The organism is Burkholderia sp. 4M9327F10 (genome assembly GCF_005503145.1).
Lineage (GTDB): Bacteria > Pseudomonadota > Gammaproteobacteria > Burkholderiales > Burkholderiaceae > Paraburkholderia.
The window spans coordinates 1-25,209 of record NZ_SCNV01000087.1 but is presented as its reverse complement, the minus strand read 5'-3'; the positions used below and the strand labels follow the sequence as shown (position 1 = coordinate 25,209).

The window sequence follows — 25,209 nt, the reverse complement described above, 5'->3', positions numbered from 1 at the left end:
GCCAGCTCGATCTTCACAGCGGACAGCTCTGCATCGACCGCGTGGTGGGCCTTCTCGGCGGCCTCCAGCTCACCCCGCAGCGCGGCAGTGTCGGCTTCATGCTTCTCGGCGGTCGTCTTTGTCGCCAACTCCAGATCAGCCGCATGTTGTTGCACGCGGGCCAGCTCGATCTTCACAGCGGACAGCTCTGCATCGACCGCGTGGTGGGCCTTCTCGGCGGCCTCCAGCTCACCCCGCAGCGCGGCAGTGTCGGCTTCATGCTTCTCGGCGGTCGTCTTTGTCGCCAACTCCAGATCAGCCGCATGTTGTTGCACGCGGGCCAGCTCGATCTTCGTGGTGCCCAGCTCTGCCACGGCCTGGCTGCGGGCTTGCTCGGCGTTGTCCAGTTCGGCGCGGAGCTTGACGAGTTCTGCCTGATGCTTCTCGGCAGCGGCCTTCGTCGCCGCCTCTGCGGCGCTCAAGCGCTCGCGGAGCTGAGCCAGTTCCACCGCTTGCGCTTGGCCGTTCGCCTGGGACTCGGCGAGCTTGCCAGCCAATGTTTCGACCTCTGCCTTCGTGGTGTCCAGCGTGGCCTCCAGGTCATCGACGGTCGTGGCAGCGTCAGCCAGTTCACGCTCGGCCTGCTCACGCTGCTCGCCGGCAGCGCGTAACACCTCGGCCACGCGGCGCTCAGCGGCCTTCACCGCCTTGTCGTTCAGCTCTGCCGCAAGCTGGGTGATGCGCTCGGTCAGCGCAGCAGTGACGGCCTTCACTTCCTCGGCCACCTCCACGGGCAGCTCAGCTACCGGCTCGTCTTGCGTCACGGACTTGCTGGCCAGGTGCTCATCCCACACCTGTTTCAAGCGCGAAGGATTGCCCCCGCCGACCTTCTGCCGCAGGGCGAAGCCGGTGACGTTGCGGCCAGCGTCTTGCAGCGCTTGGCCAGCTTGGATGATTTGCTCAGTGGTGAATTCAGCGGGGCGCATGGCGCGTCCTTTCTTTGGTCAGCGCCACGCCAAGAGGGCGTCGGCAGGCACCAGGCACGGCCCGGCAGGAAGGTCGAGGGCGATGAAGTCGGCATGCCCGAAGCGACGGCCGGTGCCGACACGCTGCCGCTCGGCCAGCACGTCGAACACCGGGATGAACGGCTCCAGGTTCATCAGCAGGGCCTCGTCGCTCACCAGGTAGGGCTCGCGGCCGGCGTCGATCTGCTGCCCCGCCTCATTGTCGGCCTGATCGCTCAAAGCCTCGTGGTAGGCCTCGGCGGTCGTCAGGCGCAGCTTCGGATACAGGGCCAGCAAGCCCTGGCGACCCAATTCACCGCGCACCGGGCGGATGGCGGCCGCGCGTGCGCGGGCGGCGTTCAGTTGCTGGAAGCTCAAGGACATGGGGCACCTCCTTTCACGGTCGATGCATCAAGTATAGCAACAAACAAAGAAACAAACAAACTAACAAACAAATAAAAGCCGGATTGTTGCGGATCAGCCGCACCGGCCGGCTGCATGCGGCGAGGTCGGCGACGTGCCTGGCCAGCGCCCGGCCCGGTGCGTGGCCACGGCCACGATGACGGTGATGGACGACGCGGGCTGGCCAGCTCTGCGGCTCTCACGCGCACGCGCGCGAACGGCCACGAAGTCGCTGGCCGGTGCGGCGATAGACGATGCGGTGTGGCGCGGCGGCTGCGAGGTGACGATTGCCGGGCTTTTCCGCATGGTCGAGCCCGGCGCGTGTGCATAATTGCCGTCAGACTGCCGCCTGTAGCGGTGTATTCCTCCCTGACACCCGCAGTCTTTGGCCTCGATCCTGGTGGATCGGGGCCTTTTTCCTGGGTGCGCCAGGGTGCGAGTCGTCTATCGCCACCGTCTTGCCGGCCTGGGCTCAGCGCTGGTCGAGCTGCCGGCCGGTTGTTTGTCTGTCGCCGCTGGCCAGCGGCTGCTGGCCAAGTCGGCCGTCATCGGCGGCCGCATCACCGGCAGAGCTGGTCAGCCGAAAAATCGACCCTCCAGAACGGCCTACAAGCCGTTTTCTCGCCATCGCCGGGGCCTGGGGCTACCCGACAGCCAGAAAACGCCGCCTAGGCCGGCATATCGCACCAGGAAAGCCCTTTTAGGCCATTCCGCCCATCGACCAGGCTTCGCCCCTCTATTCCTTGAAGACAGGTTTTCAGACCTTGGCGACTCACCAGCGGTTGTGCAGCCGCGCGCACACGCGCCCGGTTGAGCGGTGGCCACGGCGTAGACGTGGCCAGCGTGATTTATCCGGGTCTTAGCGCCCGTAGGGTGGCCCGCTTGCGGGCCAGGTCAGGATGGACGCTTGCGGCCGTCCTGAGCCGCTTAGACGGCTGCTGCTACGGCGGTTGCGCACCACCGCCCGGCGCAGCCGGGCTTGTAATCGCTCTCGCGCCGCAGGCGCGCACGAATGCTGGGTGAGGCCGTAGGCCGAGGGGCGCAGCACCCCTGGGGGGATGGGAGAGGCCGAAGGCCTCGGGTGGGTTCGAGAAGGGGGTCTCCCCCTTCGGCGGCGTTAAAAACGTTAAAAAGAAAAGTGTTAAGACGCGCGCGCGTGTTAAGCCGCAAAAATCGCGCAGTAATGCGTTGATTTATAAGGATTTTTCCGCGCGGCGCATCGGCGATAGACGAGTTGGGGGCACGGCGATAGACGAGTCAGAACTACGGCGATAGACGAGAAAACTGACGGTGATAGACGATGACGCTCGAATTTCTGTGGATAAGTGGCCAAAGTTACGGCGATAGACGAGTGCTTTGGAGCCGTCAGACTGACGGCAAAGCGGCTGCATTGTTGCCCCAATTCGGCGAAAAGCCCTGTCTGGCAGGGCTTATGGGCGAAAAAGCGGTACGGCGATAGACGAGAAAATCGACGGCGATAGACGAGTCGGGCGTTTTTGCCTCGAAGTCCTTTTCGACGGCGATAGACGAGTGACGGCGATAGACGAGTCATTAGGCCACGGTTTTGGGCTTGGCTTTGGCCTTGGACATGTCCATCGACTGCTGAAGCATCCCGGACACCCAGGAGAGCTTGCCCACGCGGTTGGCCTCCGTCACGAGGCGCTTGTTGTCGCGTGTCATGTAGACGAGCTGGTTGGGCTTGCTCGACTCGTCCAGGGCCAGCCGGTAGTCGGGCAGGCGGTCGTTCTTGATGATGTCCTTCAGCTCGGTGCGGAAGTGGCTCGCGCTCTGCGTGCTGCCGGCCTTCTCTTGCAGCAAGGGCAGGCCGATGGTGAACCAAGGTTGTTGTCCGCAGTGCTTGCGGCCCAGCTCGTACAGCCGGCGCTCCAGCGCCTGGCCAAGCGAGAAGTAGTTGGGGTGCAGGGTGAGGATGTCGGAGGCGATGGCGGCCCGGTAGAGCCAGTCGGCAATCGTCAGCTCCAGCTCCAGCGCGCCCTTGCCGTTCTTGGTGTACTGCGTCACCTTGTAGTCTTCGATGAGGCCGAAGCCCTCGACCTGCTCGCGCTCGTTCGTCTTGACGTTGGTTTCAATCGTCGTGCCTTTGAGGCGGCGGCACATGTCCAGTACGCGCACGTATGCTGCGCCCCCGGTGCTGCGCCTGGTGCCGACCAGGAAAGGATGCACGGCGATCTTGAGGCGGCGGCCGACCATCATGCCGGCGTCGTGCGCTTTGACGATCTGGCTCAGGCAGTACAGCAGGATGTCCTTGTCGAAGACCGTGGCCGCGCCCAGCGCGGACGGGATCACCTTCAGGGTCTTGCCACCTCGGGAGTAGGTGCGGATGCGGGTGTCCTTGTTCTTGCTGAGCGAGAAGATGGGGTACTCCATCGAGGACACGTCGTCTTTCACCGGCCAGTCATGCACCAGGACAACCACTTCGAACAGATCACCTTGCGACGGGGCGTCGGCCGCATCGCTCTGATGCGGCTCACTGCTGCTGATGATCTGAAGCTCACCGAAAAGATCGGTCAGTTCGGGCGGGTTTTGAGGCTGCGCTACTGGTGCCAAACTACCTGACGTGCTAGACTTCTCCATATCTCACTCCGTTTTGGTTTTTGGCTCGCGGCCTTGGGTCAAGATGGGTTGATGATGGTCTATGAACCGCCCGGCCTGCTCGCCGGGCGTTTCTCTTTGTGGGCCTATCTCAAGCCGCAGCGACATGATGCTGCTGCGGAGCGACCTGGACAGCCAGGCGCAATCCAAGCGCCTTGAGCACGGCCGACAGGCTGCGCAGCTCAGGATTGCCCTGGGGTGAAAGCGTGCGGTAGAGCTGGTTGGCGTTCAGCTCTGTCTCCTTGGCGATGGCACGCACGCCACCGTGCGCTTCCGCCATCTGGCGCAGCGCCACCAGTAGATCGGCCGGCTCTCCATCCTGGAGAAGCTGATTCAGGTACTCGGCCGCAAAAGCCGGGTCTTCCTTGAACAGCTCGGCCATTGCTTCGTCGTGGCTTCGATCCTTCATGCTGACCTCCGTTGCCAGTCTTTCCAATACCCAATCGCGCGCTCGATGTCGGCGTCCTGGGAGCCTTTGTCACCACCGCACAGCAGTAGCAGCACCACGGCGTCGGCCATCGCGTAGTAGACGCGGTAGCCTGGGCCTTGGTCGATCCGCAGCTCCCACACCCCTTCACGGCAGGGCTTGTGGTCGCCGAAGTTGCCGCCCTCGATCCGGTTGACGCGCTTCAGCACCTGGACTTTCGCAATCGGATCGCGGAGCTTCTTGACCCACTCCTGGAAGGGGTCGTGCTCGTCTTCAGTGACGTAGTGGCGGACAGTGAACATAACCTATTATCGTTTATAAACGACAAAAGCGCAAGAGCCCTTGCGCTTCCTCGTGGCGTGGATGGCAGTGGCGTCTATACGTCCCGGTTCAGCTTGATGACGGCCCCTTGTCCACGATGACCACTTTCGCTCCCGCCGTGATCGCTTCGCTCTCCAGCTCATCCAACATGAACGACATTCCTCGACCACTCGGTGCCACAACCAAAGTATGGCCGCTGTCCTCTCGATTGAACGAGTAGGACATGCCACTGCCTGGCTTGGCGAAGACGAGTGTGTTGTACGGGTTGGTATCGCTTGTTTCGTTGCTCATGGATCAACCTTTCAAGAGTCTGGTGGTTTTGCGCACTGCGTTGGTGGCCTTCTCCAGCGCCTCGGCCTTCTTCTCCTCGTTCGTGCAGGCCTTCAGCGCATCCAGCAGACCGGCCACCTCAAGCGCCAGAGTCTCCGGCATGTCCAAGGTGACACTCACCACGGCGTTCCCCGTGGCGGCCGCCTGTGCGATGTAGTTCCGCTTGAAGTCGCCCATCAGGCTATTCACACGCTGCTTGCTGACGCCGTACTCGGTGGCAACGTCCGCCTGAGTGCGGCCGTCCACCAGGACGGCACGCAGGATCGACCAGGTTTGGTCATGGAAGCGCGTCTTGGCCATCCAGGGCAAGCCATCGAATTCTTCCGGGGACAGGCGCTTGAGTTTCATAGTTGTTTTCCGGGGCGGGTGAACTTTCGCGCGCGAAAGCTCAGTTGAAGGTCTTGTAGTTGCTCTGCTGGAGCATTCGCAGCATTTCGGCCGCCGTGGGCGAGCCGTTCTGCATGGCATAGCCCAGCAGCAGCTCGGCGCGCTCACCGCTCAAAGTCGTCTTCGGGGTGGCCATGCCACCAGGCACGCGGGTCGCGGCAATCACGGCTGTGGCCAGCAGGCGGCCGGCTTGGTCGGCCCACTGCGGCAGGGAGTTGCCCGCTTGGAGCCCGCAGGAAGCGACGTTGGCCGAGATAATCTCGCCTTGCGCGCTGGCCGTCACGAAGTCGGCACGGGCAATCGCCCCGTTCAGTTGCTGCTCCTGCTTGGCCAGGAAGTCAGCCTTGCAGAAGGGATGCACGCTGCTGGCACTGGCTTGCACCTGGAGGGCGTTGCGGGCTTGGGCGTCGGTCACTTGAGCGCTGGCCAAGCTGGCGAAGCAAGCCAGGAAAACAGCGGCGATCAGTTTGGTCTTCATCGTGTGTCCTCGGGTCAGTTGTGGTGCTTGTACTTGGCCAGTACCGCCTCGTACTTGTCCACGTCGATGGGCGGCATGTAGCTGTCGTTGTAGATCACGGCCACCAGCAGGTCGATGCTGCGGCGGTTGCAGTGCAGCGAGTCGTCCTTGTTGTCGGCCTTCGGCGCGTAGGCAGTGCTGTTGACGCACTGCTCGTAGAGTGCGGCGCGCACCTGGTCTTTCGCCGGCTTGGCGCTCACGGTGTTGCCGATCACGGCACCGGCCAGGCCAGCGGCGACCACTGCCACGCCGATGTAGGTCTTCGTTTTCGTGTCCATCTTCGTCCTTGGTTCCTTGTGTCGGTCGGCTCAGTGCCGCCCTTTGTCCTGGATGCTCGCTGCGTTGTCGGGCAGCACGCCCCGCATCCACGCCGGCACCCGCCCTTGGTAGGACAGGTTGCACCGTGTCGGAGACTTGTCGGCATCGAGCCAGCGCACCAGGAAGGCCTGACCGCCGAAGCCGATGCCCTTGCCCAGCTCGTGCATCGTGTAGTGAATGCCGTTGCAGACCACTCGGCCCTCATTCCGCTCGGCCAGCTCTTTCCAGTAGCGGCGATGGGACTCGATCACCTTGGCCTTCTCCTGCTCGATGTCGGCCGCCGTGAGGCCTCGGGCATCCGTGGCCATCACCTGCTTCCAGCCGGCGTCAATGTCACGCTGCGAGAAGCCGGCGTGAAAGCGCAACGGCTCGTCGCCTTCGCCCAGCATGTACGCGCGCACCTGGCAGGTGTCGTCGTGCATGTGCAGCTCCAGGTAGCTCAGCGGTTCACGCATGGATGCCTCCAGCCACGCGGTACATGCGGCTCACCAGCTTGCCGTCGATCTGCTTGAACACCACCACGCCGGCACCGTGCTCCAGCTCGTACACACGCATTGCCGGCGTCGGCGCTGCCTGCACGATCTGCACGAAGCGAGGGGAGGGCGGCGGGGCAGGGTGCCCCACGCCGGCAGAGGCCATCATCAGGAGCCCAGCGGCCCCGGCGAGCACGCTGCCGATGACAGCAGGCGCGGCGAACACAGCGGCGGTCAGCACCAGGAATCCGACCACGCTTTGCAATGTCTTCATGATCCTTGTTCTTTCTTGGGAGACGGCCTTGCGGCCGTCGCTGCTCAGAATCGCCACCCTTCCGGCATCGGGGGAATCTCGATGCGCGGGCCGTCGTCGTGCTCGGGGTCGGCTTCCGGTGCCAGCGGATGTTGCTCGCGCCACATCAGCAGCGGCGTCTTCGTCTTGAATTCGTCCTGGAGCTTCTTCAGGTACGCCAGGGACTTGTTCTCGCCCAGGGCCACCATCATGGGGAGCACCATCGACAGAAAGCCGCTCCACTGCACCCATTCGGTCTGATTCATGTCGCAATCCAGCTCGGCCATCTTCGCCTTCATGCTGTTGAAGTGCGCCAGGTTGGTTTCACCCCACTCGAACACGTCTTTGCGCAGGTTGGCCAGCGCCTTCTCGGTCTGCGCCCGTTCGGCGGCCGCGACTTCCTCCGGGCTGGGGCTTAGCGTCGGCAGGAAGGTCTGCCCTGGCTTGATGGGTTCCTCGCCCTTGGTCTTCGCCTTGCCCGTCGAGGCCTGCGGCGCGGCCGCCCGGTCGGCGTCGTCGGCATCCTGCTCGGTCGCTGCCGGCGCGGCCGGCTTGGTCTTCGCCTGCTTGGCCTCCTGCTGCTTGGCCTGCTGCACTTCCTCGCGGCGCTTCTGGAATTCCGCCTGCTCGCGCTTGAACTGCTTGACGGCCGACACCTTGTTGCGGGCCTCGTCCCGCGACAGCGGCAGGCCTTCGTGGAGTCGGCGCAGCATGTGGCTGAATTCTTCTTCGCTCTCGGCATGGAGCTGATTGAGGCTGTGCAGTACCTCGAAGTCCTCGCACAAGCCGTCTTTCAGCAGGCCCAGGACGGGCTCAGCGTAGCGAGTGACAGCCATGCGCTTGCTGATCCAGCCCTCGCTCTGCTTCTCCTTGCCGGGGTTCTTCTTGTCCGTCTTGTTCCAAATGCGGCTCGCTTCCTCGATGCCATAGCGTTCCACGTCCTCGATCACGCCCATCGCCTGGTCGTAGGCCGACAGGTCTTCGCGGTCGTTGTTCTCCGACACCTGCATCCGGCGAATTTCCAGCTCGGACATGCCGCGCTTGATGACCACAGGGGCCTTGCTCAGCCCTGCCAAGGGCGCTGCGCGGAAACGGCGCTCACCCACGATGATCCGGTACCGGCCGTCAGCTTCCTCATGGACAACCAGCGGCTCGATGATGCCGTTCAGCTTGAAGCTCTCGGCCAGTTCCTCCAGGTTCCCGAACTTCGTGCGAACCTGCTTGACGCTGAAGATGCGGGACAGCTCGATTTCGGCGTCCGCTGGCTGCGTCGGTTTCGGCTGCACGGCAATCTGCGCCACGGCGGACAGCTTGCCCAGGTTCAGGCCGGGCTTTTTGGTTGCGGTTGCGGTTGCGGTCATGTCTTGTCCTCTCAGATCGTGGCCTTGTCGAAAATCTGGCTGCACACAGCCTTCATTTCCTTCGCGGCAAGAATTTGGCTTTCGCCACTCTGGACACGCCACACGGGGCGATCCTTGGCGTATTGGGTGGCGGCCCGGTCGTACAGCACGCCGTCAAACACCACGTCGCCCAGCTCGTCGCGCAGTTGATCCAGCGCGTTGCGGTCGAAGGCGCGGCGGGTGTTGACCCGGTTGGCCAGCAGGCCCAGCGTCACCAGGTCGCTATTCCATTCGAGTTGCTGCACGCGGGCGATGTCCTCGAACAGATCGCCCAGGCCGTCGATGGCGTCTTGATCCATCGTGCAGGGGCACACCACGAAGTCAGCGGCGATCAGCGCGGCATAGAGCGGCTGGCCCAGGGTCGGCGCGGTGTCGATCACGCACAGGTCGAAGTCGGCCGACAGGCTGGCCAGCGCCGCGCGCGGGGCGTGCATGTCTTCCAGCGGCCGCGTGGCCACGTCCACCAGCTCGCGGTCGGCGGCCACCAGTGCGGCACCTTCCCCGCAGGGCATCGGCTGCTGCTCGATGCCAGCACCGTCGAAAAGCGAGCTGGCCATCAGGAAGGCCTCGCCTTCGCCGGTATCGCCCAGGTTGCGCTCGCGGAAGGCGCGCAGGGTCTTGCTGAAGTTCTTTTGCGGATCGAGGTCAACGCACAGCACACGATGGCCCTGCTCGATGCCGTAGAAGGCCAGATTGCGTGCCAGCGTGGTCTTGCCCACACCGCCCTTTTGATTCGCAATAGCAATGGTTTTCATGGGATCGTTCCTTGGATGCGGGTTCAGGCCAGGGTCAGAGCCGGGGCGACCACGGGCTGGAAGACCGAATGCAGGTTGAGCATGATGGTCAGCCAGTTGACGGCAAACAGGTTCATCGGGATGCGGCGCGGGTTGGCGCGGTTGTCCTCGGAATAGACCACCTCGTAGCGCCACTCGTCCTGCACTGCCAGCAGCTCCGCTTGCTGTTTCACCACATCGACGCGAAACACCATCCAGGGCGCGGGCTGTTCCTCACCCTTCACCACCTGGTCGTGAGCCATTTCCAGCTCGATCACGCCGTCCTGCACGCTCGACACGCTGCAATAGATGGACATATCCCCGGCGATGCGCGGGGGAGCGAAGAAGGTGCTGCCCAGGGTCACGTTGGCCAAGTCGGGCACCAGGTCGCTCAGGCGTTGGTACAGGCGGTGAAAGAGGTTCGGGTTCATGGTCATGGCTCCAAAGTCAAAGGGTGATGAGGGTCTTGCGGGTGGACTTTCGCGCGCGAAAGCCTTGGTCTTGTCCTACGGTCTGCTCACCGTGTCGGGAGGACAGAATCAGCGCCCCACTGAACTGCTGATGTTTGTAATTCTATGGCAAAAAGGGGTGACGGTCAACCCTTTTGCAACCTTTTTGCATCATCCGCGCAATCTTTTTTGTGCCTCAAGAGCAACATGGCCTTCCAGCGTAGAGCCCTGTCAAGGGAGCCACCGGAGGCCGCACGCGGAGCGCAGCCGCAGGCGAGCACCGAACGGGCGAGGATGGCAGCGCAGCGGCCCTTGATGGGGATCGAAGCGAAAGACGCTCACCGTCTGAGGTGCAGGGGGTTCAGGCCAAAGGCCGCACCCTGCATCTCTGACGACAGAGGGCGACTCGCTCCCCTCGCAGGGCGAGGGGCGGGGGGGAGTGGGATGGCACGCTGGGCCGGTTTGACACGGCGCAGACGGGCATATACAATGTGGCATATACATAGGAGGACTATGCCATGCCTACCCTAGCAACCCCATCAAGGCCAAAAGAGGCCAAGCTATTTCGGAACAACCGCAGTCAGGCGGTGCGGATTCCCGTGGAGTTCGAGTTGCCGGGGGATCGTGTGCTGATCCACCGCGAAGGCAGCAAACTCATCATCGAGCCAGTAACCCGGCCAACGAACATCGTCGAACTACTGGCCGAGTGGAGGAAGGAAGCGCCGCTCGCGCCGGAAGATCAGTTCCCGCTCATTGAGGACATGCCCGCCCGGCCGGAGGACATATTTTGAGCGGATATCTGCTGGACACGAACATCATCAGCGACATGATCCGCAGCCCGGACGGGCCTGCTGCACGTCGCATCGAGCAGGTCGGGCCGAAGGAAATTTTCACCAGCATCATCGTCGCAGCCGAGCTGCGCTATGGCTGCGCAAAGAAGGGCTCGCCCAAGCTGCTGGCCAGGGTGGAGGGCATTCTTGAAACGATCCCGGTGCTGCCGCTGGATATTCCGGCTGACGCCGAATATGCAGGCATCCGCGCTGAGCTAGAAGCGGCTGGCCAGCCTATCGGCATGAACGATCTGCTGATCGCCGCACACGCCTATGCGCTCAGCCTCACGCTAGTGACGGACAACACGCGCGAATTCGGCCGCATCCGTGGCCTCAGCGTAGAGAACTGGCTGGAAAGATAGCCCGCTTTCATTTGCAGAATTTGAGGCAACCATGAACATGAAAAACTTGGCTGGAAATTCCGTCTCGATCTTCCTGTTTCGGTTTGTGCTACATGGCGACGGCATCAACTTTGTTTTGAATGAGTCGATTGCCGAGGACATGTACCGAGATATTGACGAGAAAATCAAACCGCTTGTTCATGCTTGTTGCGAAACGCTGTTGCGATACAGACATTTGAGTGTCGGCAATACCATCATGGATGGCAACATCCTTGAGGACGGGCAGTTTGAGGTCATGTTGAGCAGAGGCTTAGGCAGGCACTTCGCCGAGAAGGAAAAGCAGCATTTATTCCAAGACGCAAAACGCATCGCTGACCTGCTGGCGGAAGTGATGGACAGAACGACCCAGGCGCTGAACCAAGGAAAGCACGTTAGCCAGCCTCTTAAACAGTTCCCGCAGAGTCCAAAGAAGATAAGAAAGGGGCTTGAGGCGCTTGCGCAGGAAAAGCACCTTGCAGCAGAACTGCAATGGCTCGCCGAGGGCAAATCAATAAGGCCAGGCTTGAAACAGTTGCGCGCTGATGATTTACCTGCGGGTGTGGTCGCCTCAAGAGGCTACGATCACCGGGGCCATTGTCTCGTTCTGGATCACGATACCCTTGGAGAGCTTGGGAGGATCGTTTTAATCAACGTTCGTGATGACCAGATGCTGATGCAAGCAGAGCTATGCACTGGCGGTGAAAATTTGCAAGACCCTATCGTAAAGCAGAAACGGAAAATACTCGAAGCGGTTGTTTCGACCGTCAACAACTGCTTTGATGGAATCGAGAGGTAATGAAAAGAATCTTGGATTAAGGATAACCGTCGTGATTCCAACAACCTGGTTTCGCAGGCTCGTTTTCTTCCTGTTCGTCATGGAGGTGGGCGGCGGCGTCCTTTGGGCGGCCGCGAAGCTGGCCCCGGATCAAGGTCATGCGAATCTGCTCCAGACCGTTGGAAGCCTGGTTTTCCTGTTCGGCTTCTATGCCGGGATGCCCCTGGTCGCTCGCTACCTGGCTCCCCAGCCTTGCACCGATCCCGCCAGGCAGACGCGACTGGCCAGCCTGCTCCAGCGCTACGGCAGCTCTTGCCCGGTCTTCCTGTACGAGCACCCGGACAAGGAAGCGAACACCGTGGGCTTGTGGCCATCGCAGTCGCGCATCTACATCACCACGGGCCTTTTTGATCGCATGAGCGATGAGGGCCTGATCGGCATCCTTGGCCACGAAAACACTCACGCCCGCGAGCGGCACATCCTGGTGGGCTTCGTCTATGCCTGCATCTTTGCCCTGGGCTCCTACGCCTCAGACAGTCGCACCTTCTTTGTAGTGGGCTTCCTGCTGTTCCTCGGGTTGAGGCGCTACATGGAATACCGCGCGGATGCCGGCGGGGCGCTGCTCGCTGGCCCGGCCTCGATGAGCACGGGCTTGCGCGAGCTGGCCATCCTCTACCCAAGCGCGGCTTGGCATCGGTGGCTGACTATCATCATGGCCTACCCGACTCTGCCTATGCGCCTGCGGGCCTTGGAGACGAAGCGGCCGGCGCTGCTCTGACGGCAACTTGCCGTCAAGTTCGCGCCCTGTGCATCATGGAGGGCATTTCGAGATTGGGAGAATAAGTCGATGAAGGTGATCCGCTACGCAGCCGGTGCTGCGCTATTCATGGCCACGGCTGCGGCAACGGCCGCGCCCCTGTCCCCGCAGACCATGCAGCTCACCGAGTTCGTGCGCGACACCTGGAAGGTGCCTGAATTCCAGCTCGGCCGCTCTGCCGTGCTGTCCACCGTCGCGCTGCGCGTGTCCACCTATTCGTCGCCGTTCTTCATCCACCGCTCACAGATGGATGCTCTCGGGAAGAAGACCGGCGAGCTGGAGCAGCTTTGCACCAGCCAGGCCGGAAGCTGGCAGTACGTTGGCTTGCCGCTCATCGAGAAGGGCGAGCCTCCACAGCGCGGCCTCTCCGATGTCGAGGTCTTCCGCCAGATCGTGGTGGCCATGTTGCGGCAACCAGAGCCGCTTGTCGGTGATGCGCTGGAATACGCCCTCAAGAACAAGTGGCTGGGCCGCTATGAGTGCTCGGTCGATGGGGCCGCCGCCTGGCGTGCCACCATCAGCTTTGATCGCGCCCAGGCACGCACTACCGGCCCGACCGCTACCTACCGCGACGTGACGCTGAAGATCGGCTTGGCCGATGGCGCACAGGTTGGCCAACAGAAAGCCGTAGATGCCGATCAGCGCTGAGCGTCCATCGAGAAACTGGTTCGCGCAGGGCGGCAGCGCCTATGCGAAGTTCCGCCCGTCCTATCCTGCTGAGCTGGCCACCTTCCTGGCTTTGGTCGCCCCTGACAAGAACCTGGCCGTGGACGTGGGCTGCGGCACCGGCCAGCTCACGGCCCAGCTCGCCAGCCATTTCAGCCAAGTCGTCGGCCTTGATCCGAGTGCCGATCAGCTTGCCAATGCCATCCAGCATCCGCGCGTCCGCTATGAGCGCGCGCCGGCCGAGAAGCTGCCGCTCGATGCCGGCACCGTCAGCCTGGTAACTGCTGCCCAGGCCGCCCACTGGTTCGATCTGCCGGCGTTCTTCGGTGAGGTGCGGCGCATTGCTGCGCCTAGTGCGGTGGTCGCGCTGGCCACCTATGGCGTGCTGGAGCTGGAGCCGGAGGTCGCCCCGGTCTTCCAGCGCTTCTACCGCGATGTCATCGGCCCGTTCTGGCCTCCTGAGCGCGCTTTGGTGGACAGCGGCTACTCCACCATCGACTTCCCGTTTTCAGAGCTTGCAGCGCCTCGCATGGCTATTAGGCAGACCTGGAATCTGCCGGAGCTGCTGGGCTATGTGTCCACCTGGTCGGCCGTGCGTGCGGCCGTTGATGCTGGGCGGCAAGACTTGCTGACCAGCTTCGCGGATGACATCGGCGTGGCGTGGGGAGACGCCGGGGCTCGCCGGTCGGTGTCGTGGCCTATCGCGCTGCGGATCGGCCGGGTGTAGTTCGTCAGGCGCTGGCGGCCGCTTCGCGTTGCAGCAGTTCCTTGAGGGACAAGTACCACAGGCCGGCCAGCGTATCGTCCAGCTCGGCCAGCGCGGCGGCCGCCTGCATCAAGGCGAAGCCGAAGCGGCCGGATTCAAGCAGCAGCTTCGGCTTCAGCACGATGCCTTCCGTGCCGTGGCTCACCAGCAGCGTGGCCAGCTCGTCCGAGGTCAGGTGCGTTTCCTCGCCACGGCGGTTGATCGAGTCGGCCAGCAAGGGCAGGTAGAACGGCAAGACCACTTCCAGCTCGCGCTCGATGCGCCTTGCGGTCTTGCTGTCGGCCAAGATCGTCTTCAGCCTGCCGGCGTCGGCTTCGCACAGGGCTTGGCCAAGCTCCCCGAGGTCGCGGACAAACTGCCCATCATCCATGCGTGCGGCTTGCGCGCGAACGTCCCGAATTAGCCAGTCAGGCACCCCTGTAGATTCTTCAAATTCCATACTTCCCCCCCACACGTATTCATCGGAAATAACGGCGGAGATTGCAAGAACTTGAACTTTTAAGCGCGCGCTTAATTCTCGCCAGCAGCGGTCACAGGGATGAGCGCTGCGGCTCAGAGGGGGTGCCCCTATGTGCTTCGTCAAGCGTTAGGGACGGTTTGTGGTTGGTAAATGGTCCCGTCGCGCAGCATGGCGAACAGGACATCGCATCGACGTCTGGCCAGCGCGATGAGCGCTTGGTTGTGACGCTTTCCTTGCTGGATCTTGCGCGTGTAGTAGGCGCGTGAGATCGGGTCTCGCAAGGCCGCAAACGCAGAGAGAAACAAGGTTCGTTTGAGCACCTTGTTGCCACGCCTGGAGGGGTGTCCACGCCCCGCGACTTCAGCGAGGCCTCAATGTCCGCCCGCCGCTGGCTGTAGTGCTCGATCTGCTCGCGCGTGACGCCGACCACCTCGAAGTTGCCCTTCTCGTCGGTACGGCGCAGTTCGTAGCCCAGCTCCTGGAGCTTGCTGGCCAGCTCGCCGGTGTAGATGGCCCCGACCACCCGCTGCGCCTTCCAAATCTCGTCGTTGGTCAGGCTGCGCCATTCGCCGTCCTCGCGCTTGGTGGCGTTCATGATGACGGCGTGGGTGTGGGTCTGCGGGTCAAGCTCGCGTGACGTGTTGTGCCGGAACATGGCCACCACCAGGTTACCGGTCTTCACTGACTCTAGCTCGCCGTCCTTCATCTGCCGTGTGTAGGCCAGCTCGGACTCGATGTAGGTCAGCGCCTTCTTGACCGCGGCCTCATGGGCTTCCCGCACCTCCCGGTTGCCGGCGACCTCGGCCAGCAGCGAAACGCTCTTGGGTGCGCTGAAAGTCATGTCTGTGCCGGGCCGGTGCTCCCGCTCGCGCTCGCCGGTTTCCTCGTTCACCACGAACTTGCCCAGCTCCTGGCCATCGACCTTGCCATTCAGGATTTCAAAGAAGTCCTGGCGCTCGATCTGCCCGGAAAGCCCCAGCGCGGCCGCACCCTGGCCGAACCACTCCGACTTCTCCAGCCCTTCGTCCTGGGTGTAGTAGTTGTCCTTGCTGAAGTAGTGCAGCGCCTGGCCAGCGCTGCCCACGTTGTTCATGCTAATCATCGTCACCCCCCCTTCTTGCTGAGCGCCGGAACCTGGAACTCTTTGGTGTACGGTGGATAGCACACCCCGGCCTCCACGGCGCAGCCCTGCACCTGAACCTTCAGGCGGAACGGCTGCGGCTGGCCGATCACGTCCAGCCCAACCGTCAGCCTCCCCTCGTAGTAGGCGACCTGCTTTTCCAGCACCTTGTCGAACTTCTCTGCCGGCGCAGGGAAGCGCGGATTCACCAGTTTGACCAGCGGCGCGTCAGACGCGAAAGCGAAGCGATCCCTGTAGAGGATGTAGCCCGGCGCAATCCTGAAATCCAGCGCGATCCGACCAGGCCCTTCCTGCCGCGCGCCGATCAGAAACGCCTGCTCGGCGGGCAACAGGGACACCTCTTGAGCGCTCGCCAACCGCGAAATGGGCAACGCCGCCAGGCCAGCTAGGATCACTCGTCTTTGCTTGTTCATGGCGTCCACCTCGTCAAATGTCAGCGTAGGGATCGGACTTTTTCGGCGCTGGCTTGGCGGCAGCGGCCGCCGCCTTCGCCGGCTTCTTCATCGTCAACGCCTCGATGGATTGCATCAGCGTCTTGCCAGCCGGGACGTGGATAAAGCCCGGAATCTCCATCCCCGCATCGTGGAACATCCGCGACGGGAAGCCCTTGGGCGGCACCTTGAAGGTGTAGGTGCGATCCTTGGAAATGTCCTCCTTCCCGGCCAGCGCCTCGGCGAGCGCTTCGAGGTCAGATTCGTCCTCGCTGCGCGGTTTCGCGCGCGAAAGTTCTTCGCGTGTGCCGACCACTTCTCCGGTATCCGCGTCGATCACTACGCGGTCGCCTTCGGTCTTCTTGACCGCCCCGGCCGCAGGCGCAGCCGGCGCATCATCATCGTCATCCAGCATATCCGGTGCGGCCGGTGTATTGGGCTGGAAGCTGATTCCCAGGCCGCCACGCTCCACGAAGCCTTCGGCGATCTTCGGCGTCGGCGTGTACTCATAGGCCACGCGGGCAATCGGGTAATCGCCGGGAATCACCAGATAGCCGTGCATATCTGGCAAGGTCAGAATTTCGGAAGTCAGCACGATTTCCCGCAGGTTGCGCTTCGCAAAAACGCTCACGCCATCGCGCGACGAGCTGATGCCATAGCTGAGCGTTTCGTCCTTCTCGTCCACCTCGGCCTGCCCCATCAACTCCGACATGAGCTTGGCCGCCGCGCCGTCCGTCACGCGCAGCAGCAGCTTAGTCTGGCAACCGGAAATGATGGTCTTGGCCAGGTCGTGGCCGTAGATTTCATAGACCTGGGAGAAGTCCTGCACACCCAGCACACAGCACAGCCCGTACTTCCGGGTATTGGTCAGGGCCAGCTTCAAGATGTCGAGCTTTTGGAGTGTCGGTAGCTCGTCCACAAACAGCCAAAGCCGTTCGCGGTGGACAGGATCGAGAGACAGCACCGCCTTGATAACAGTGTCCACCCACAGGGACAGCACAGGTGCCAGTGCCTCGCGCAATTCCTCGCGCGCCGTGATGAACATCCACGAGTCAGATTCCTCTTTGATCCACTTTCGGATCGAGAACGGCTCACCCTCGTCATGCAAAAACCGGAATGCCTCAAGCTGGTTCTGCACTGTCATCTTGAGCGACATCCCGGTTCGTTCCGTCACCGGGTCAACGTAGCTCGCACCCGCTTCACCAGCCAAAAGCGCGTGCATCGCTTCGAGGTTGCTCTTGGCGATTGAGTTGTAGAGGTCGCGGTTCGTTCGTCGGCCTTCACGCCCGAGAACTTTGTAAACGTCCTTCAACACCATCCGGCCCGCCTTCGCCCAAAACGGGTCAGCCTCGGCCGGATCAGGAATCAGGCCGTTGGCCATATTGTCAAAGTGGTAGTCCTTCTCGATCTCGTTCCAGATGTTCCAGTTCGGACTGCGGGCATCCAGTGGGTTCATGAGGATGTCCTTGCCTGGACGGAAAAACGCCTGGGTGAACTCGCCCGACGGGTCATAGACAATCGCCCGCTTCCCGCGCGCACGTACCTGCTTCATGAGCGCGAAAAACTGCTGAGACTTACCCGTGCCCTGCGCGCCGGCAATCAGCGTATGCAGGTTCTCAGACTTGGCGCGCATCGGCACATCGGCGATCACATACGGGCTTGCATCCTCGCGGGCGTTCACCAGCGTTTTGAGGTCTTCGCCGTTCACCAGCGATGCACCGCGCAGGCGTTCATCGGTCATCTTGCCACGCCCGTAGTGCCACCAGAACATGCTCAGCAGGAGCAAACATCCGATGCCTACCAATCCACCGATCAGCGTGCCGTTCCTCATCTTCCGCCGCGCTTCGGTGGCATCGTCCTCGGTGAGCGCGATCACCTCTTTCACGTCAAGCATCGACTTGCTGCCGTTGACGTACAGCTCCATCTTTGCCAAGTTCATGCCCAGCGCATCGCGCGCCTGTCCGATCCAGTTTCGTTCCAGTGCGTACCGCTCTACCGGCGTGGCCGCCTTGTAGAAGTAGACGCCACCAGTCACCAGACCGATCAGGAAGGAAATCACCACGACTGTCAGCACCGCCACGCCGAACAAGCGTGCTTGGTGCATCCACAACTCGGCACCTCTGGAGAAGCTCCCCATCGTGCCCTTCTCTGCCCGTTTAGCCATTTGCTTCACCTTTCTCGCGCTTGATCTTTGCCTTCGCTCTGTCCTGTGCGTCGTAGAGGTCTTGCGGGTTGCGCGCCTCCACAATCTTCGTCAGTAGCTGCTCTGACGTGTAGATCGACATAAGCGCATTTTCAGGCAGCTTGGCCGATCCACCGCCGCCTGTCTGAATCTGCATTTCGGCGAGCATGACCCTCATGCGCTGCTCCACGTCGAGGGCCGTTTCGGCGATCATGCCCTGAACGATCATGGTGCGCAAAAATTCGGAAAGTGTGGTTCCTCGCTCTTTCGCACGCTTGCTGTAATAGGCCGCAGTATCCCTATCGAGGCGTAGCCCGATGAACTTTGAGCCGTCTTCTCCGTTCGCTGGCTTTTTCGGCATTTTCTCTTGTCCTGGCAATGGTTTAGCCATTGTAAGACAGTTAGGTGTTTAACGCTATTGGTTTAGGTGTTTAACAGCCAAAAAGGCCGCCATAGCGGGTTTTTTGGCCGTGCAACGATAGTTGCGTGGTGTGTGACCAGTCTTGAGGGGGTGCGGGGCTCCCCCGCGAACCCTCAAGACTGGTGGCGTCATCTGACTAGACGCAGGTAGCGGCCATCCGAGCCCATTTGGTAAAATGGGGCCAACCCAGGGGCGCAGGAAGCCCCGAGGGGTTGAGCAGGATTGACGAAACCGAACCGAGAAGGAGAAGAACGTGAGTGATGCGAAATCGGCACCAAAGGGCGGACGCAAGGCGCGGACGCTGGGAGAAGAAATTGCAGCCCAGCGCGACAAGCTGCGGAAGCTGGAGGAACGACAGCGAGAGCAGAAGCGGAAGGAGCAGGAGCGGAACACGAAAGCCGTGCTTGAGCTGATCCGCGCTGAGAAGCTGGACGCAGTTCCAGCGGAGCAGTGGAAGCTGGCAATGCCGGCGATCAAGGCGGCGTTGCTGGTCGATTCATCGCCGCAGCCGGAGGCTGGGGCGACAAGTCAGAAAACGGACGGCCAGGGCGAACCGGCGGCGAGTGGCCAGTGAGCGTTTTCCACAAATCCACAGGCCCCTTTGCCCCCGACCGGGGATACCCAAAATATCCCAAAGGGAGGGGGTCGCGCCCAGTTTTCCACAAGAGACTTCTTGTGGGAAACCGGATCAAGCGCGAGGGCCTGTGGAGCTTGTGGGAAACGCGGTGGTTGAGGGAGAGACGGCCCAGCGCCGGGACGGCGCAAGCGAAAGGGATGTGCAGGGCTGCGCAGCAGTCCCCGCGAAGCGGGGATGAGCGCGAAGGCGCGAACCCGGAGCAGCCCGGTCTGGTCGCGCAGCGGCCAGATTCGCCCAGGTGGAGGGAGTCATGGCAGAAGTGGAAAACTGGACGAACACGAAGCTGCTGGAAAAGCTGCGTAGTGATGGTCGAGCAGAGATTGACGGCTGGGCCGTCAATCTCGATGGTGCCGACATCTGGTTGACCAACCCGTATGGGTTGGACTGCGCGTTTTACGCAGCATCCGGTGAAGGGTGCGAAAGCATCCTTCACCGGATCAAGTCAGACACTCACGAACGTGAGTGGGGCACGCTGTAGGATCAGCGGGCCAGAATTGCAACAGCCGCAGAGGGCCGACAGGCGGCGAGTTGCGTGAGATGGGCCGTCAGTGAAGCCGCACGACAGTGCGGCGGAACGGGCGGCCTTGTCTTTTGGCGAGCGGCCAGTCTGCCACCGCAGACGCCAGCAAGATCGCCCAGGGCCGTGGTGGGCGCGGAAAGCGGCAGAGCCGGTTTCCGTGGCCGCCCTGCCCTGCGCCTGGTTTGGCTTTCGCGCGCGAAAGTCGAGCCAGGCCGGCAAGCGGAGCGCGCAGCGCCCGCCAGGGCGCGGAGGCGTGAGGGATGGAAGCCCGCAGGGTCGAGACACGCGCAGCGGGGCTCGATTCACGACAGCCCGACCCCGCAGGGGGCACGCCCAGGGTTGCGAAGACTCGGTGAACCCAGGTCATGCGAAAAGCGCGGGTAGCGGACGTATCGGCAGGCCGGGAGAAATCGGCCACTTGGACGGTGCCGGAGGGTTGGCGGGAGGCGCAGCCTTCCGCCAACTTCACGGCATCGGAGCGAGCCGCAGGCGAAGCGACAAGGGGAAGAACGGCGGGCGTGGTGACGGCGCAGCCGTCAGCTCGCAGAGCCGTTCTTGGGGAAGTGGCGCGCAAGGAACTTGCGCATGGTTTTCTCCGTCACGTCGAAGTGACGGGCCAGCTTTGGAATGGAGAGGCCGAGCTGGTACAGCTCGCCGACACGTTCACGCTGCGGGTCGAGTTTGAGGCGGCCGGTGCTGCCTTTGCGCCGGCCGCCGATGCGGCCAGCGAGGCGAGCGCGCTCCAGGCCTTCACGAGTGCGAGCACGAGTGAATTCCACCTCGATCATGGAAGCCATCGAGAAGGCGGCGGCTTGAATCTGCGCATTCAAGCTGCCGTCCATCACGGTCTGCGTTTTCGTAATGATGAGGGTGACGCCGCGTGCGGCGGCACTCTCAAGAATGGAGAAAACCTGGCCAGGTGATCCACCCAGCCGGGTGAATTCAGACGTAAGGATGAAGTCGCCCGGCTGGGTGCGCTCTAGCAGCAGCTTCCCGATCAGGCGCTCGCGCCAGGGAATGCTGCGGCTGGCGGTTTCCTCCACCATCGTCAAGGGCGTGTAGCCCTTGGCGTTGGCGTAATCGAGCAGCCACAGGCGCTGATTCGCCACGTCCTGGGAGTCACGCGAGACGCGCAGGTAGGCAAAGTATGCGGGCACGCAGTCAGCCCGCCTTGATGGCGAAGTGGTAGGCGAGCGGAAGCGAAGCCAGCGTGCCGATGATGATGCAGAGTCGGCTGGCGAAGCCGCCGACAGCGGGCGATTTGATGAGGCGCGCGACTGCGCGGCCGAGAATCAGTCCGGCAAGGAATCCGACCAGCACGATGCCGAAGGCGAGCATGGCATTCGAGTGGTTCGCCACGAAGGATTGAGGGGCGTCTGTGTTCATGGGTTTGCCTTTCTCGTTCAGATCGCGGCGCTGGCCAGCAGTGCGGCGAAGTGCGTGCGGCGCGAAGCGGCGCAGCGCGAGCACCTGGGCGAATTGGAGGCGAAGCCGACCAAGAGCCCGGATGTGGTTTCAGGGTCTTCAGCGCGAGCCGGCAGGCGAGCGCGAAGACAGCGGATCGGGTTCACGGCGCATCGACCGGGTGAAGCCTGGTCAGTGCGGCCGTTGGCCGCCCAGGGTGGCCACGATGTACGGCTGGATGAAGCGCAGCAGGTCGCCTTGCTGCTCGATGGTCAGGCCGACCGACAGGCAGTGCTCGAAGAATTCGAGCGCGGCCTGTTTCGCCGGCACGGGCAGGCTTTCCATCATCGCCAGGTTGCACACCATGTCCGGGTGAACGAAGGAAGCGACGTACTGGACGAGGGCGACGGCGACCTCGCCAGACGGGTTTTTTTCGATGAGTTGGAGGGTAGGCCTCAACTTCTCAGGAAAACCGCTCAAAACGGCTCTATTCGCGTCGGGGGTTGAATGGGGCATCAGCATTCGGGCCTTTCGGTAGATGTTTCCCCGGCGCGGGCTATTTCTACCGGGTTCCGGGTGAATTTTAAGGATTGTTTCGCTACCGGGTTTCACGGTAGCTAAAACGGTCGTTAAAAGTACCACGTTTTCGCCCGTCCAGGGCGGAAACGTGACTTTTCGACCTCTCCACCTTTCGCGCGCGAAAGGTCTGGCCAGGCCGCAGGCCAGCGCCGGGACGGCGCAAGCGAAAGGGATGTGCAGGGCTGCGCAGCAGTCCCCGCGAAGCGGGGATGAGCGCGAAGGCGCGAACCCGGAGCAGCCCGGTCTGGTCGCGCAGCGGCCAGATTCGCCCAGCAGTGAAAGCTGGCCAGGCGCAAGGGTCAGCCGGAAAGCAGCCAGGTGGTGCGGGTGGGTGGCAGGTCGGCGCGCGCAGCGCGGCGGCCTGCTGGCTGTTGGAGCGGGCGCAAGCCCGGCACCACGGCCAGCCGAAGGCTGGCACCGGCCGCAGGCCGCACCGCCGACAGGCGGCCGCGCGTCAGAACAGGGCGAGCTGGGGGGACATGGAGCCCGCACGCAGCGCCCTCACCTCGTCCAGCTCCAGGTGCAAGCGGACAAGGATCGACAGGTCATAGGAGATATGGGCGTCCTTCAGCCGAAGGGCGCAGCGCAGCGCGCCCAAGGGGTCATTGCCGCTGGAAATGCAGATGTCGTAGGGCGACAGGGCCGCCAGGCCCCGGTCGCGCAGGTCGTTGTACCGGGCGATGCTGGCGAGGCGGGACGCCTCGTAGCTGGCGACCTTGGCCAACAGGAAGGACTCGCGGGCCGCCAGGTCACGCGGGGCCTTCTTGGTCAGGGTCGGGTCGAGTTCCTGCCAGTGCTCCCGGATGGTGATGTCCTCGGCTGGGGGGAAGTCGGCGAGCACGGCCGCGACAGCGGCCGGATCGACGGCGGCCACCAGCTCGGCGGCCTCTTGCTCGATGCTCACGGCGGCCGCCCTCCCCTATTCCGTGCCCATGCGCTCAAGCATGGGCACCACGGCGAAATTCCACCAGTTGAGCGCGCGGGCCAGGGTGGCGCGGCGCTCGTCCTCGGTGGCCGTGCTCAGCAGGTTGTGCTGGCGGATCACCTTCTGATTGAACAGGCGCAGCACGTCGAGCGGGCCTTGCGTGCCCTCCAGGGCGCGAATGGCGTTGCGCAGCTCGGCGTCCTCGATGCAGTGCAGCGGCACCGGGTGGGTGATGGACTCGGCGCGGTTGGCGGCCTGCTCCAGCTCGGCCAGGCTCCAGTTCTTCATGACGCGCTCCAGCAGCGGAGCGCGGGCGGCGACAGCCGCGCGGCGCAGCTCGTCGGCCTGGCGCTCCAGGGCGTCGGCTTCGGCCAGCAGCGCGGCCGCCTGGTCGCGCTGCTTGATGATCGGCGAGCCGACCTCGGCGAGCATGTCCACCCAGGGCAGGAAGCGGGCGGCGGGCTTGGTGGTAGTGGTGGCGGTGGTCACGGGCGAACCTTTCAGAACAGGGCGAGCTGGCCGCGCAGGTTGATGTCTGCGGCCAGGGCGGGAACGGGCGAGGGAGCCAGGGCGGCGGCGGTGGGCATGGCTTCCGCCTCGGCCTCGGCGTCGTCGGCCGCTTCCTCGGCGCGAGACTGGGCGGCGGGCACGGTCAGGGTGGCGGCGTCACCGGCGCGGCGCAGCTTCACATCCCAAAAGCCCAGGACATGGGCGGGCGTGCGCCACGTTGACCATGTTTCAACGCTCAGCGAATTGCCGTGATAGACGACAGCCGGGATATGCAGCAGCGACAACTGCACATAGGCCATTTGCACCGCCACGATGTCAATATCGACGGCGACGGCGTGCATGTGCTGCTGATAGTTGATTTTCGCGTCCTGCAAGGCATGGGCGGCCGCAATAACCATTGCGCCACCGCCTACGCATGGATCGCAGAGGGTGATAAAGCCCTTTTTCTCGATTTCCACGGGCGCGCGGTCGCCCATGTTGATCGCGGCCATCAAATAGCTGACCTCGTAGGGCGTGAAAAACTGGCCTTTCCAAGAGTCGCCCAGCTCCAGATTCATGAACAGGGAGCCGAGAAAATCACACATGCCAGCTTCAAGGCCGAAAGTGACATGGGCCAAGCCTCGGGCCATCATGTCGGCTTCTTCCTTGGTATAGCGGCCGACGATCTTCATATATTCAGCCTCGCGCGCGGCAAACTGGCGCTTGTCTACGGCGTTGCTGATCGCAATGGCGCACATGGCCACAAAGTCGCGGAAGACTTGCCAGAGGCCGTGCCGATAGCCCAGCTCGCGCAGCAGCTTGCCCAGCTCGGCCTGGTGGTCGTTGGTGTAACGGATGTGCTTCTTAGCCACGGCTGGGCTCCCCTTCTTCCTGGTGCGCGTGGGCGTCGATCACCGTTTGCATCCCGCGCTTGGTCTTCTTGAATTGCTCGATCATGGCGAGGTAGGCGGCCAGCGGTTCGCCGCTGCCTGCCCCGTATTCACCGATCCAGGAATAGCCCTTGCGGCCGTCGCGCAAGGGGTATTCCTTCAGGCGGATGGCCTCTTTGCCTGATCTGGTCAGGTACAGGCCGATGGTCTTGGTTGTCATGCTCACCCCGCTGTCAGGCCGGGGCGGTGGCCCCGGCGTCGTTGCTCAATACTCGGAAGGCAGCAGCAGGGTGGTCACGCTGCGGTCGGCCTCGGTGATGATCCAGAGCTTTTGCCCGTTCTTCGTCGTGTAGGACGAGAGCACGCGCGCGCCGCACTCCAGCGCCTCCCGGTTGGTCTGCTGGTCTTCGGCGTCCATTTCCGACCAGTCGCCGGCAACGTGGCGGGCGACAAAGTGGATAGGCTGCTGGCCGTTCTGCTCCAGCACCTCCAGCGCGCCGGGCGTGGCGCAGAGCTGGCCCAGGGAGAACAGGGGCGAGCCGGTGGGCACGAGGGCGGCCGGGCGGGCGGTTTCGGTCGGGGTTGCGGTGGTTGGTTGCATCTGGATCACTCCTAAAGGTCGATGGTCTGGAAACTGCGCCGGGGGTCTGGTCTGCTCACCGTCACCCCCAGCGCTGGGGGTTTGCTGGGTTTAGGGTTTCGTCACGCGGTAGCAAATCCACGTCTTGCCGTCCCAGCGCTCGAACAGGCGCGAGCCGTTCAAAACGATTTCGCGGTTCTGCGGCTGGGGTTTGGTCGCGGTTGCCATTGGCTTATCTCCTGCGGGTTGTTGATGGTCTGGTTTCTCGGTCGGGTATGGTCTGCTCACCGTCACCCGTCCGAATCAGTTAGCCAGGTCGGCGGGGGGATCGACGGTAATCACCTCGATGTCGAAGCCCAGGGCCTCAAAATCGACTGCGACACCTTCAGAAATCCAGTCCGCCAATGCCTCGAAAACTTGCTGGGTCATGGTCATATCTCCTTATCAACCATGAGAGACATTCTACCCGTCAAAGGGTTGACCGTCAACCCTTTGACGAAGAAAGACAACCCTTTTTATTGAAATAAAACGGTTGACTTTTGCCGCTGAAAATTGCACCGGAACCAAGAGCCGGGGCGGGTTTGGGGCCGGAACAGGCCCCAAGGTCTTGGCGGCCACAGGCCGCCTTGCA

At 62.8% G+C, this 25,209-nt stretch carries 36 protein-coding genes and 2 pseudogenes; 9 read left to right on the top strand and 29 right to left on the bottom strand.

The features are described 5' to 3' along the window. On the bottom strand, positions 1 to 965 hold a 965-nt coding region (locus tag FFS45_RS38655; RefSeq protein WP_137959875.1), incomplete at its 3' end, for a DNA-binding protein. Between the two features lie 18 nt (positions 966 to 983). Then, entirely contained in the window at positions 984 to 1,367 is a 384-nt protein-coding gene (locus FFS45_RS38650) for a hypothetical protein (RefSeq protein WP_028228992.1), read from the bottom strand. 160 nt (positions 1,368 to 1,527) lie between these two features. Here FFS45_RS38650 and FFS45_RS42025 point away from each other — a divergent pair, with 160 nt between their 5' ends. Then, complete coding sequence (locus tag FFS45_RS42025) at positions 1,528 to 1,716, top strand: hypothetical protein (RefSeq protein ID WP_171029874.1); 189 nt, start codon at positions 1,528 to 1,530, stop codon at positions 1,714 to 1,716. A gap of 1,220 nt (positions 1,717 to 2,936) precedes the next feature. Here the strand turns inward: FFS45_RS42025 and FFS45_RS38645 are convergent. From FFS45_RS38645 to FFS45_RS38590, 12 genes are all read right to left on the bottom strand, one after another. Further along, positions 2,937 to 3,980: a replication initiator protein A gene (locus FFS45_RS38645; protein ID WP_084170293.1), complete on the bottom strand. Its 1,044-nt coding sequence runs from the start codon at positions 3,978 to 3,980 to the stop codon at positions 2,937 to 2,939. Positions 3,981 to 4,089: 109 nt separating this feature from the next. Further along, positions 4,090 to 4,407 carry an addiction module antidote protein gene (locus tag FFS45_RS38640; protein WP_028228993.1) on the bottom strand — a complete coding sequence of 106 codons (318 nt, stop codon included), beginning with the start codon at positions 4,405 to 4,407 and terminating at the stop codon, positions 4,090 to 4,092. Then, a complete protein-coding gene (locus tag FFS45_RS38635; protein ID WP_028228994.1) occupies positions 4,404 to 4,727 on the bottom strand; it encodes a type II toxin-antitoxin system RelE/ParE family toxin in 324 nt (107 codons plus the stop codon). Before FFS45_RS38635 ends, FFS45_RS38640 begins: the two co-directional genes overlap by 4 nt. Before the next feature lie 88 nt (positions 4,728 to 4,815). Continuing rightward, complete coding sequence (locus tag FFS45_RS38630) at positions 4,816 to 5,037, bottom strand: hypothetical protein (RefSeq protein WP_042339262.1); 222 nt, start codon at positions 5,035 to 5,037, stop codon at positions 4,816 to 4,818. A 3-nt stretch (positions 5,038 to 5,040) separates the two neighbouring features. Beyond that, complete coding sequence (locus FFS45_RS38625) at positions 5,041 to 5,424, bottom strand: TrfB-related DNA-binding protein (RefSeq protein ID WP_028228995.1); 384 nt, start codon at positions 5,422 to 5,424, stop codon at positions 5,041 to 5,043. Between the two features lie 40 nt (positions 5,425 to 5,464). Continuing rightward, positions 5,465 to 5,941, bottom strand: coding sequence for a hypothetical protein (locus FFS45_RS38620; protein WP_028228996.1), 477 nt, complete (start codon positions 5,939 to 5,941; stop codon positions 5,465 to 5,467). Between the two features lie 14 nt (positions 5,942 to 5,955). Beyond that, entirely contained in the window at positions 5,956 to 6,258 is a 303-nt protein-coding gene (locus tag FFS45_RS38615) for a hypothetical protein (protein ID WP_028228997.1), read from the bottom strand. A 30-nt stretch (positions 6,259 to 6,288) separates the two neighbouring features. Next, positions 6,289 to 6,753, bottom strand: a complete 465-nt coding sequence (locus FFS45_RS38610) for a hypothetical protein (protein WP_052421042.1) — start codon at positions 6,751 to 6,753, stop codon at positions 6,289 to 6,291. Further along, positions 6,746 to 7,045 (bottom strand): hypothetical protein, encoded by a 300-nt coding sequence (locus FFS45_RS38605; protein WP_052421043.1) that lies wholly within the window; start codon positions 7,043 to 7,045, stop codon positions 6,746 to 6,748. Before FFS45_RS38605 ends, FFS45_RS38610 begins: the two co-directional genes overlap by 8 nt. A 44-nt stretch (positions 7,046 to 7,089) precedes the next feature. Then, the gene (locus FFS45_RS38600) at positions 7,090 to 8,424 is read right to left on the bottom strand and encodes a ParB/RepB/Spo0J family partition protein (protein WP_028228998.1); all 1,335 of its coding nucleotides are present in this window, start codon (positions 8,422 to 8,424) and stop codon (positions 7,090 to 7,092) included. Positions 8,425 to 8,435: 11 nt separating this feature from the next. Beyond that, positions 8,436 to 9,218, bottom strand: coding sequence for a ParA family protein (locus FFS45_RS38595; RefSeq protein WP_028228999.1), 783 nt, complete (start codon positions 9,216 to 9,218; stop codon positions 8,436 to 8,438). 23 nt (positions 9,219 to 9,241) lie between these two features. Further along, positions 9,242 to 9,667: a hypothetical protein gene (locus FFS45_RS38590; RefSeq protein ID WP_028229000.1), complete on the bottom strand. Its 426-nt coding sequence runs from the start codon at positions 9,665 to 9,667 to the stop codon at positions 9,242 to 9,244. Between the two features lie 536 nt (positions 9,668 to 10,203). On the opposite strand from FFS45_RS38590, the gene FFS45_RS38585 reads away from it, so the two are divergent. From FFS45_RS38585 to FFS45_RS38560, 6 genes are all read left to right on the top strand, one after another. Next, entirely contained in the window at positions 10,204 to 10,476 is a 273-nt protein-coding gene (locus tag FFS45_RS38585; protein ID WP_028229001.1) for an AbrB/MazE/SpoVT family DNA-binding domain-containing protein, read from the top strand. Further along, on the top strand, positions 10,473 to 10,877 hold the full coding sequence (locus FFS45_RS38580) for a type II toxin-antitoxin system VapC family toxin (RefSeq protein WP_028229002.1): 405 nt from the start codon (positions 10,473 to 10,475) through the stop codon (positions 10,875 to 10,877). The genes FFS45_RS38585 and FFS45_RS38580 overlap by 4 nt, the downstream gene beginning before the upstream one ends. Before the next feature lie 31 nt (positions 10,878 to 10,908). Further along, entirely contained in the window at positions 10,909 to 11,691 is a 783-nt protein-coding gene (locus tag FFS45_RS42175; RefSeq protein WP_063834454.1) for a hypothetical protein, read from the top strand. Between the two features lie 31 nt (positions 11,692 to 11,722). Next, entirely contained in the window at positions 11,723 to 12,448 is a 726-nt protein-coding gene (locus tag FFS45_RS38570) for a M48 family metalloprotease (RefSeq protein ID WP_028229003.1), read from the top strand. 69 nt (positions 12,449 to 12,517) lie between these two features. Next, a complete protein-coding gene (locus FFS45_RS38565) occupies positions 12,518 to 13,135 on the top strand; it encodes a hypothetical protein (RefSeq protein ID WP_028229004.1) in 618 nt (205 codons plus the stop codon). Beyond that, on the top strand, positions 13,119 to 13,880 hold the full coding sequence (locus FFS45_RS38560; RefSeq protein WP_042339268.1) for a class I SAM-dependent methyltransferase: 762 nt from the start codon (positions 13,119 to 13,121) through the stop codon (positions 13,878 to 13,880). Before FFS45_RS38565 ends, FFS45_RS38560 begins: the two co-directional genes overlap by 17 nt. Positions 13,881 to 13,884: 4 nt before the next feature. Here FFS45_RS38560 and FFS45_RS38555 read toward each other — a convergent pair whose 3' ends face one another. The 6 genes and pseudogenes from FFS45_RS38555 to FFS45_RS38530 all read right to left on the bottom strand — a co-directional run bounded on the left by FFS45_RS38555 (position 13,885) and on the right by FFS45_RS38530 (position 18,494). After that, positions 13,885 to 14,358 carry a hypothetical protein gene (locus FFS45_RS38555; protein WP_137959874.1) on the bottom strand — a complete coding sequence of 158 codons (474 nt, stop codon included), beginning with the start codon at positions 14,356 to 14,358 and terminating at the stop codon, positions 13,885 to 13,887. Positions 14,359 to 14,498: 140 nt separating this feature from the next. Then, a pseudogene (locus tag FFS45_RS38550) lies at positions 14,499 to 14,723 on the bottom strand (IS110 family transposase); the annotation flags it as partial. A gap of 50 nt (positions 14,724 to 14,773) precedes the next feature. Continuing rightward, positions 14,774 to 15,472 (bottom strand): annotated as a pseudogene (mobF, locus tag FFS45_RS38545) (MobF family relaxase); the annotation flags it as partial. Between the two features lie 11 nt (positions 15,473 to 15,483). Beyond that, complete coding sequence (locus FFS45_RS38540) at positions 15,484 to 15,933, bottom strand: protein-disulfide reductase DsbD N-terminal domain-containing protein (RefSeq protein ID WP_028229050.1); 450 nt, start codon at positions 15,931 to 15,933, stop codon at positions 15,484 to 15,486. Positions 15,934 to 15,946: 13 nt separating this feature from the next. Next, complete coding sequence (locus tag FFS45_RS38535; protein ID WP_084170302.1) at positions 15,947 to 18,115, bottom strand: type IV secretion system DNA-binding domain-containing protein; 2,169 nt, start codon at positions 18,113 to 18,115, stop codon at positions 15,947 to 15,949. After that, positions 18,108 to 18,494: a hypothetical protein gene (locus FFS45_RS38530; RefSeq protein ID WP_028229051.1), complete on the bottom strand. Its 387-nt coding sequence runs from the start codon at positions 18,492 to 18,494 to the stop codon at positions 18,108 to 18,110. Before FFS45_RS38530 ends, FFS45_RS38535 begins: the two co-directional genes overlap by 8 nt. Positions 18,495 to 18,807: 313 nt before the next feature. Here FFS45_RS38530 and FFS45_RS38525 point away from each other — a divergent pair, with 313 nt between their 5' ends. Together FFS45_RS38525 and FFS45_RS38515 are read left to right on the top strand one after the other, a co-directional pair. After that, positions 18,808 to 19,128: a hypothetical protein gene (locus FFS45_RS38525; RefSeq protein WP_042339292.1), complete on the top strand. Its 321-nt coding sequence runs from the start codon at positions 18,808 to 18,810 to the stop codon at positions 19,126 to 19,128. A gap of 313 nt (positions 19,129 to 19,441) precedes the next feature. After that, complete coding sequence (locus FFS45_RS38515) at positions 19,442 to 19,669, top strand: hypothetical protein (protein ID WP_028229052.1); 228 nt, start codon at positions 19,442 to 19,444, stop codon at positions 19,667 to 19,669. Between the two features lie 578 nt (positions 19,670 to 20,247). Here the strand turns inward: FFS45_RS38515 and FFS45_RS38510 are convergent. From FFS45_RS38510 to FFS45_RS42865, 9 genes are all read right to left on the bottom strand, one after another. After that, positions 20,248 to 20,868: a recombinase family protein gene (locus FFS45_RS38510; RefSeq protein ID WP_028229053.1), complete on the bottom strand. Its 621-nt coding sequence runs from the start codon at positions 20,866 to 20,868 to the stop codon at positions 20,248 to 20,250. 4 nt (positions 20,869 to 20,872) lie between these two features. Further along, entirely contained in the window at positions 20,873 to 21,097 is a 225-nt protein-coding gene (locus FFS45_RS38505; protein WP_137959873.1) for a hypothetical protein, read from the bottom strand. Positions 21,098 to 21,307: 210 nt separating this feature from the next. Then, the gene (locus FFS45_RS38500) at positions 21,308 to 21,637 is read right to left on the bottom strand and encodes a hypothetical protein (protein ID WP_137959872.1); all 330 of its coding nucleotides are present in this window, start codon (positions 21,635 to 21,637) and stop codon (positions 21,308 to 21,310) included. Positions 21,638 to 22,148: 511 nt separating this feature from the next. Further along, on the bottom strand, positions 22,149 to 22,598 hold the full coding sequence (locus FFS45_RS38495; protein WP_028229055.1) for a hypothetical protein: 450 nt from the start codon (positions 22,596 to 22,598) through the stop codon (positions 22,149 to 22,151). A gap of 15 nt (positions 22,599 to 22,613) precedes the next feature. Continuing rightward, positions 22,614 to 23,108, bottom strand: a complete 495-nt coding sequence (kleA, locus tag FFS45_RS38490) for a stable inheritance protein KleA (protein WP_245621252.1) — start codon at positions 23,106 to 23,108, stop codon at positions 22,614 to 22,616. 11 nt (positions 23,109 to 23,119) lie between these two features. After that, positions 23,120 to 23,980: an N-6 DNA methylase gene (locus FFS45_RS38485; protein ID WP_042339297.1), complete on the bottom strand. Its 861-nt coding sequence runs from the start codon at positions 23,978 to 23,980 to the stop codon at positions 23,120 to 23,122. Beyond that, on the bottom strand, positions 23,973 to 24,218 hold the full coding sequence (locus tag FFS45_RS38480) for a hypothetical protein (RefSeq protein ID WP_137959871.1): 246 nt from the start codon (positions 24,216 to 24,218) through the stop codon (positions 23,973 to 23,975). The genes FFS45_RS38485 and FFS45_RS38480 overlap by 8 nt, the downstream gene beginning before the upstream one ends. Positions 24,219 to 24,263: 45 nt before the next feature. After that, complete coding sequence (locus FFS45_RS38475; RefSeq protein WP_042339299.1) at positions 24,264 to 24,599, bottom strand: hypothetical protein; 336 nt, start codon at positions 24,597 to 24,599, stop codon at positions 24,264 to 24,266. Positions 24,600 to 24,881: 282 nt separating this feature from the next. Continuing rightward, on the bottom strand, positions 24,882 to 25,007 hold the full coding sequence (locus FFS45_RS42865) for a hypothetical protein (protein WP_259394498.1): 126 nt from the start codon (positions 25,005 to 25,007) through the stop codon (positions 24,882 to 24,884). Positions 25,008 to 25,209 lie beyond the last annotated feature (202 nt).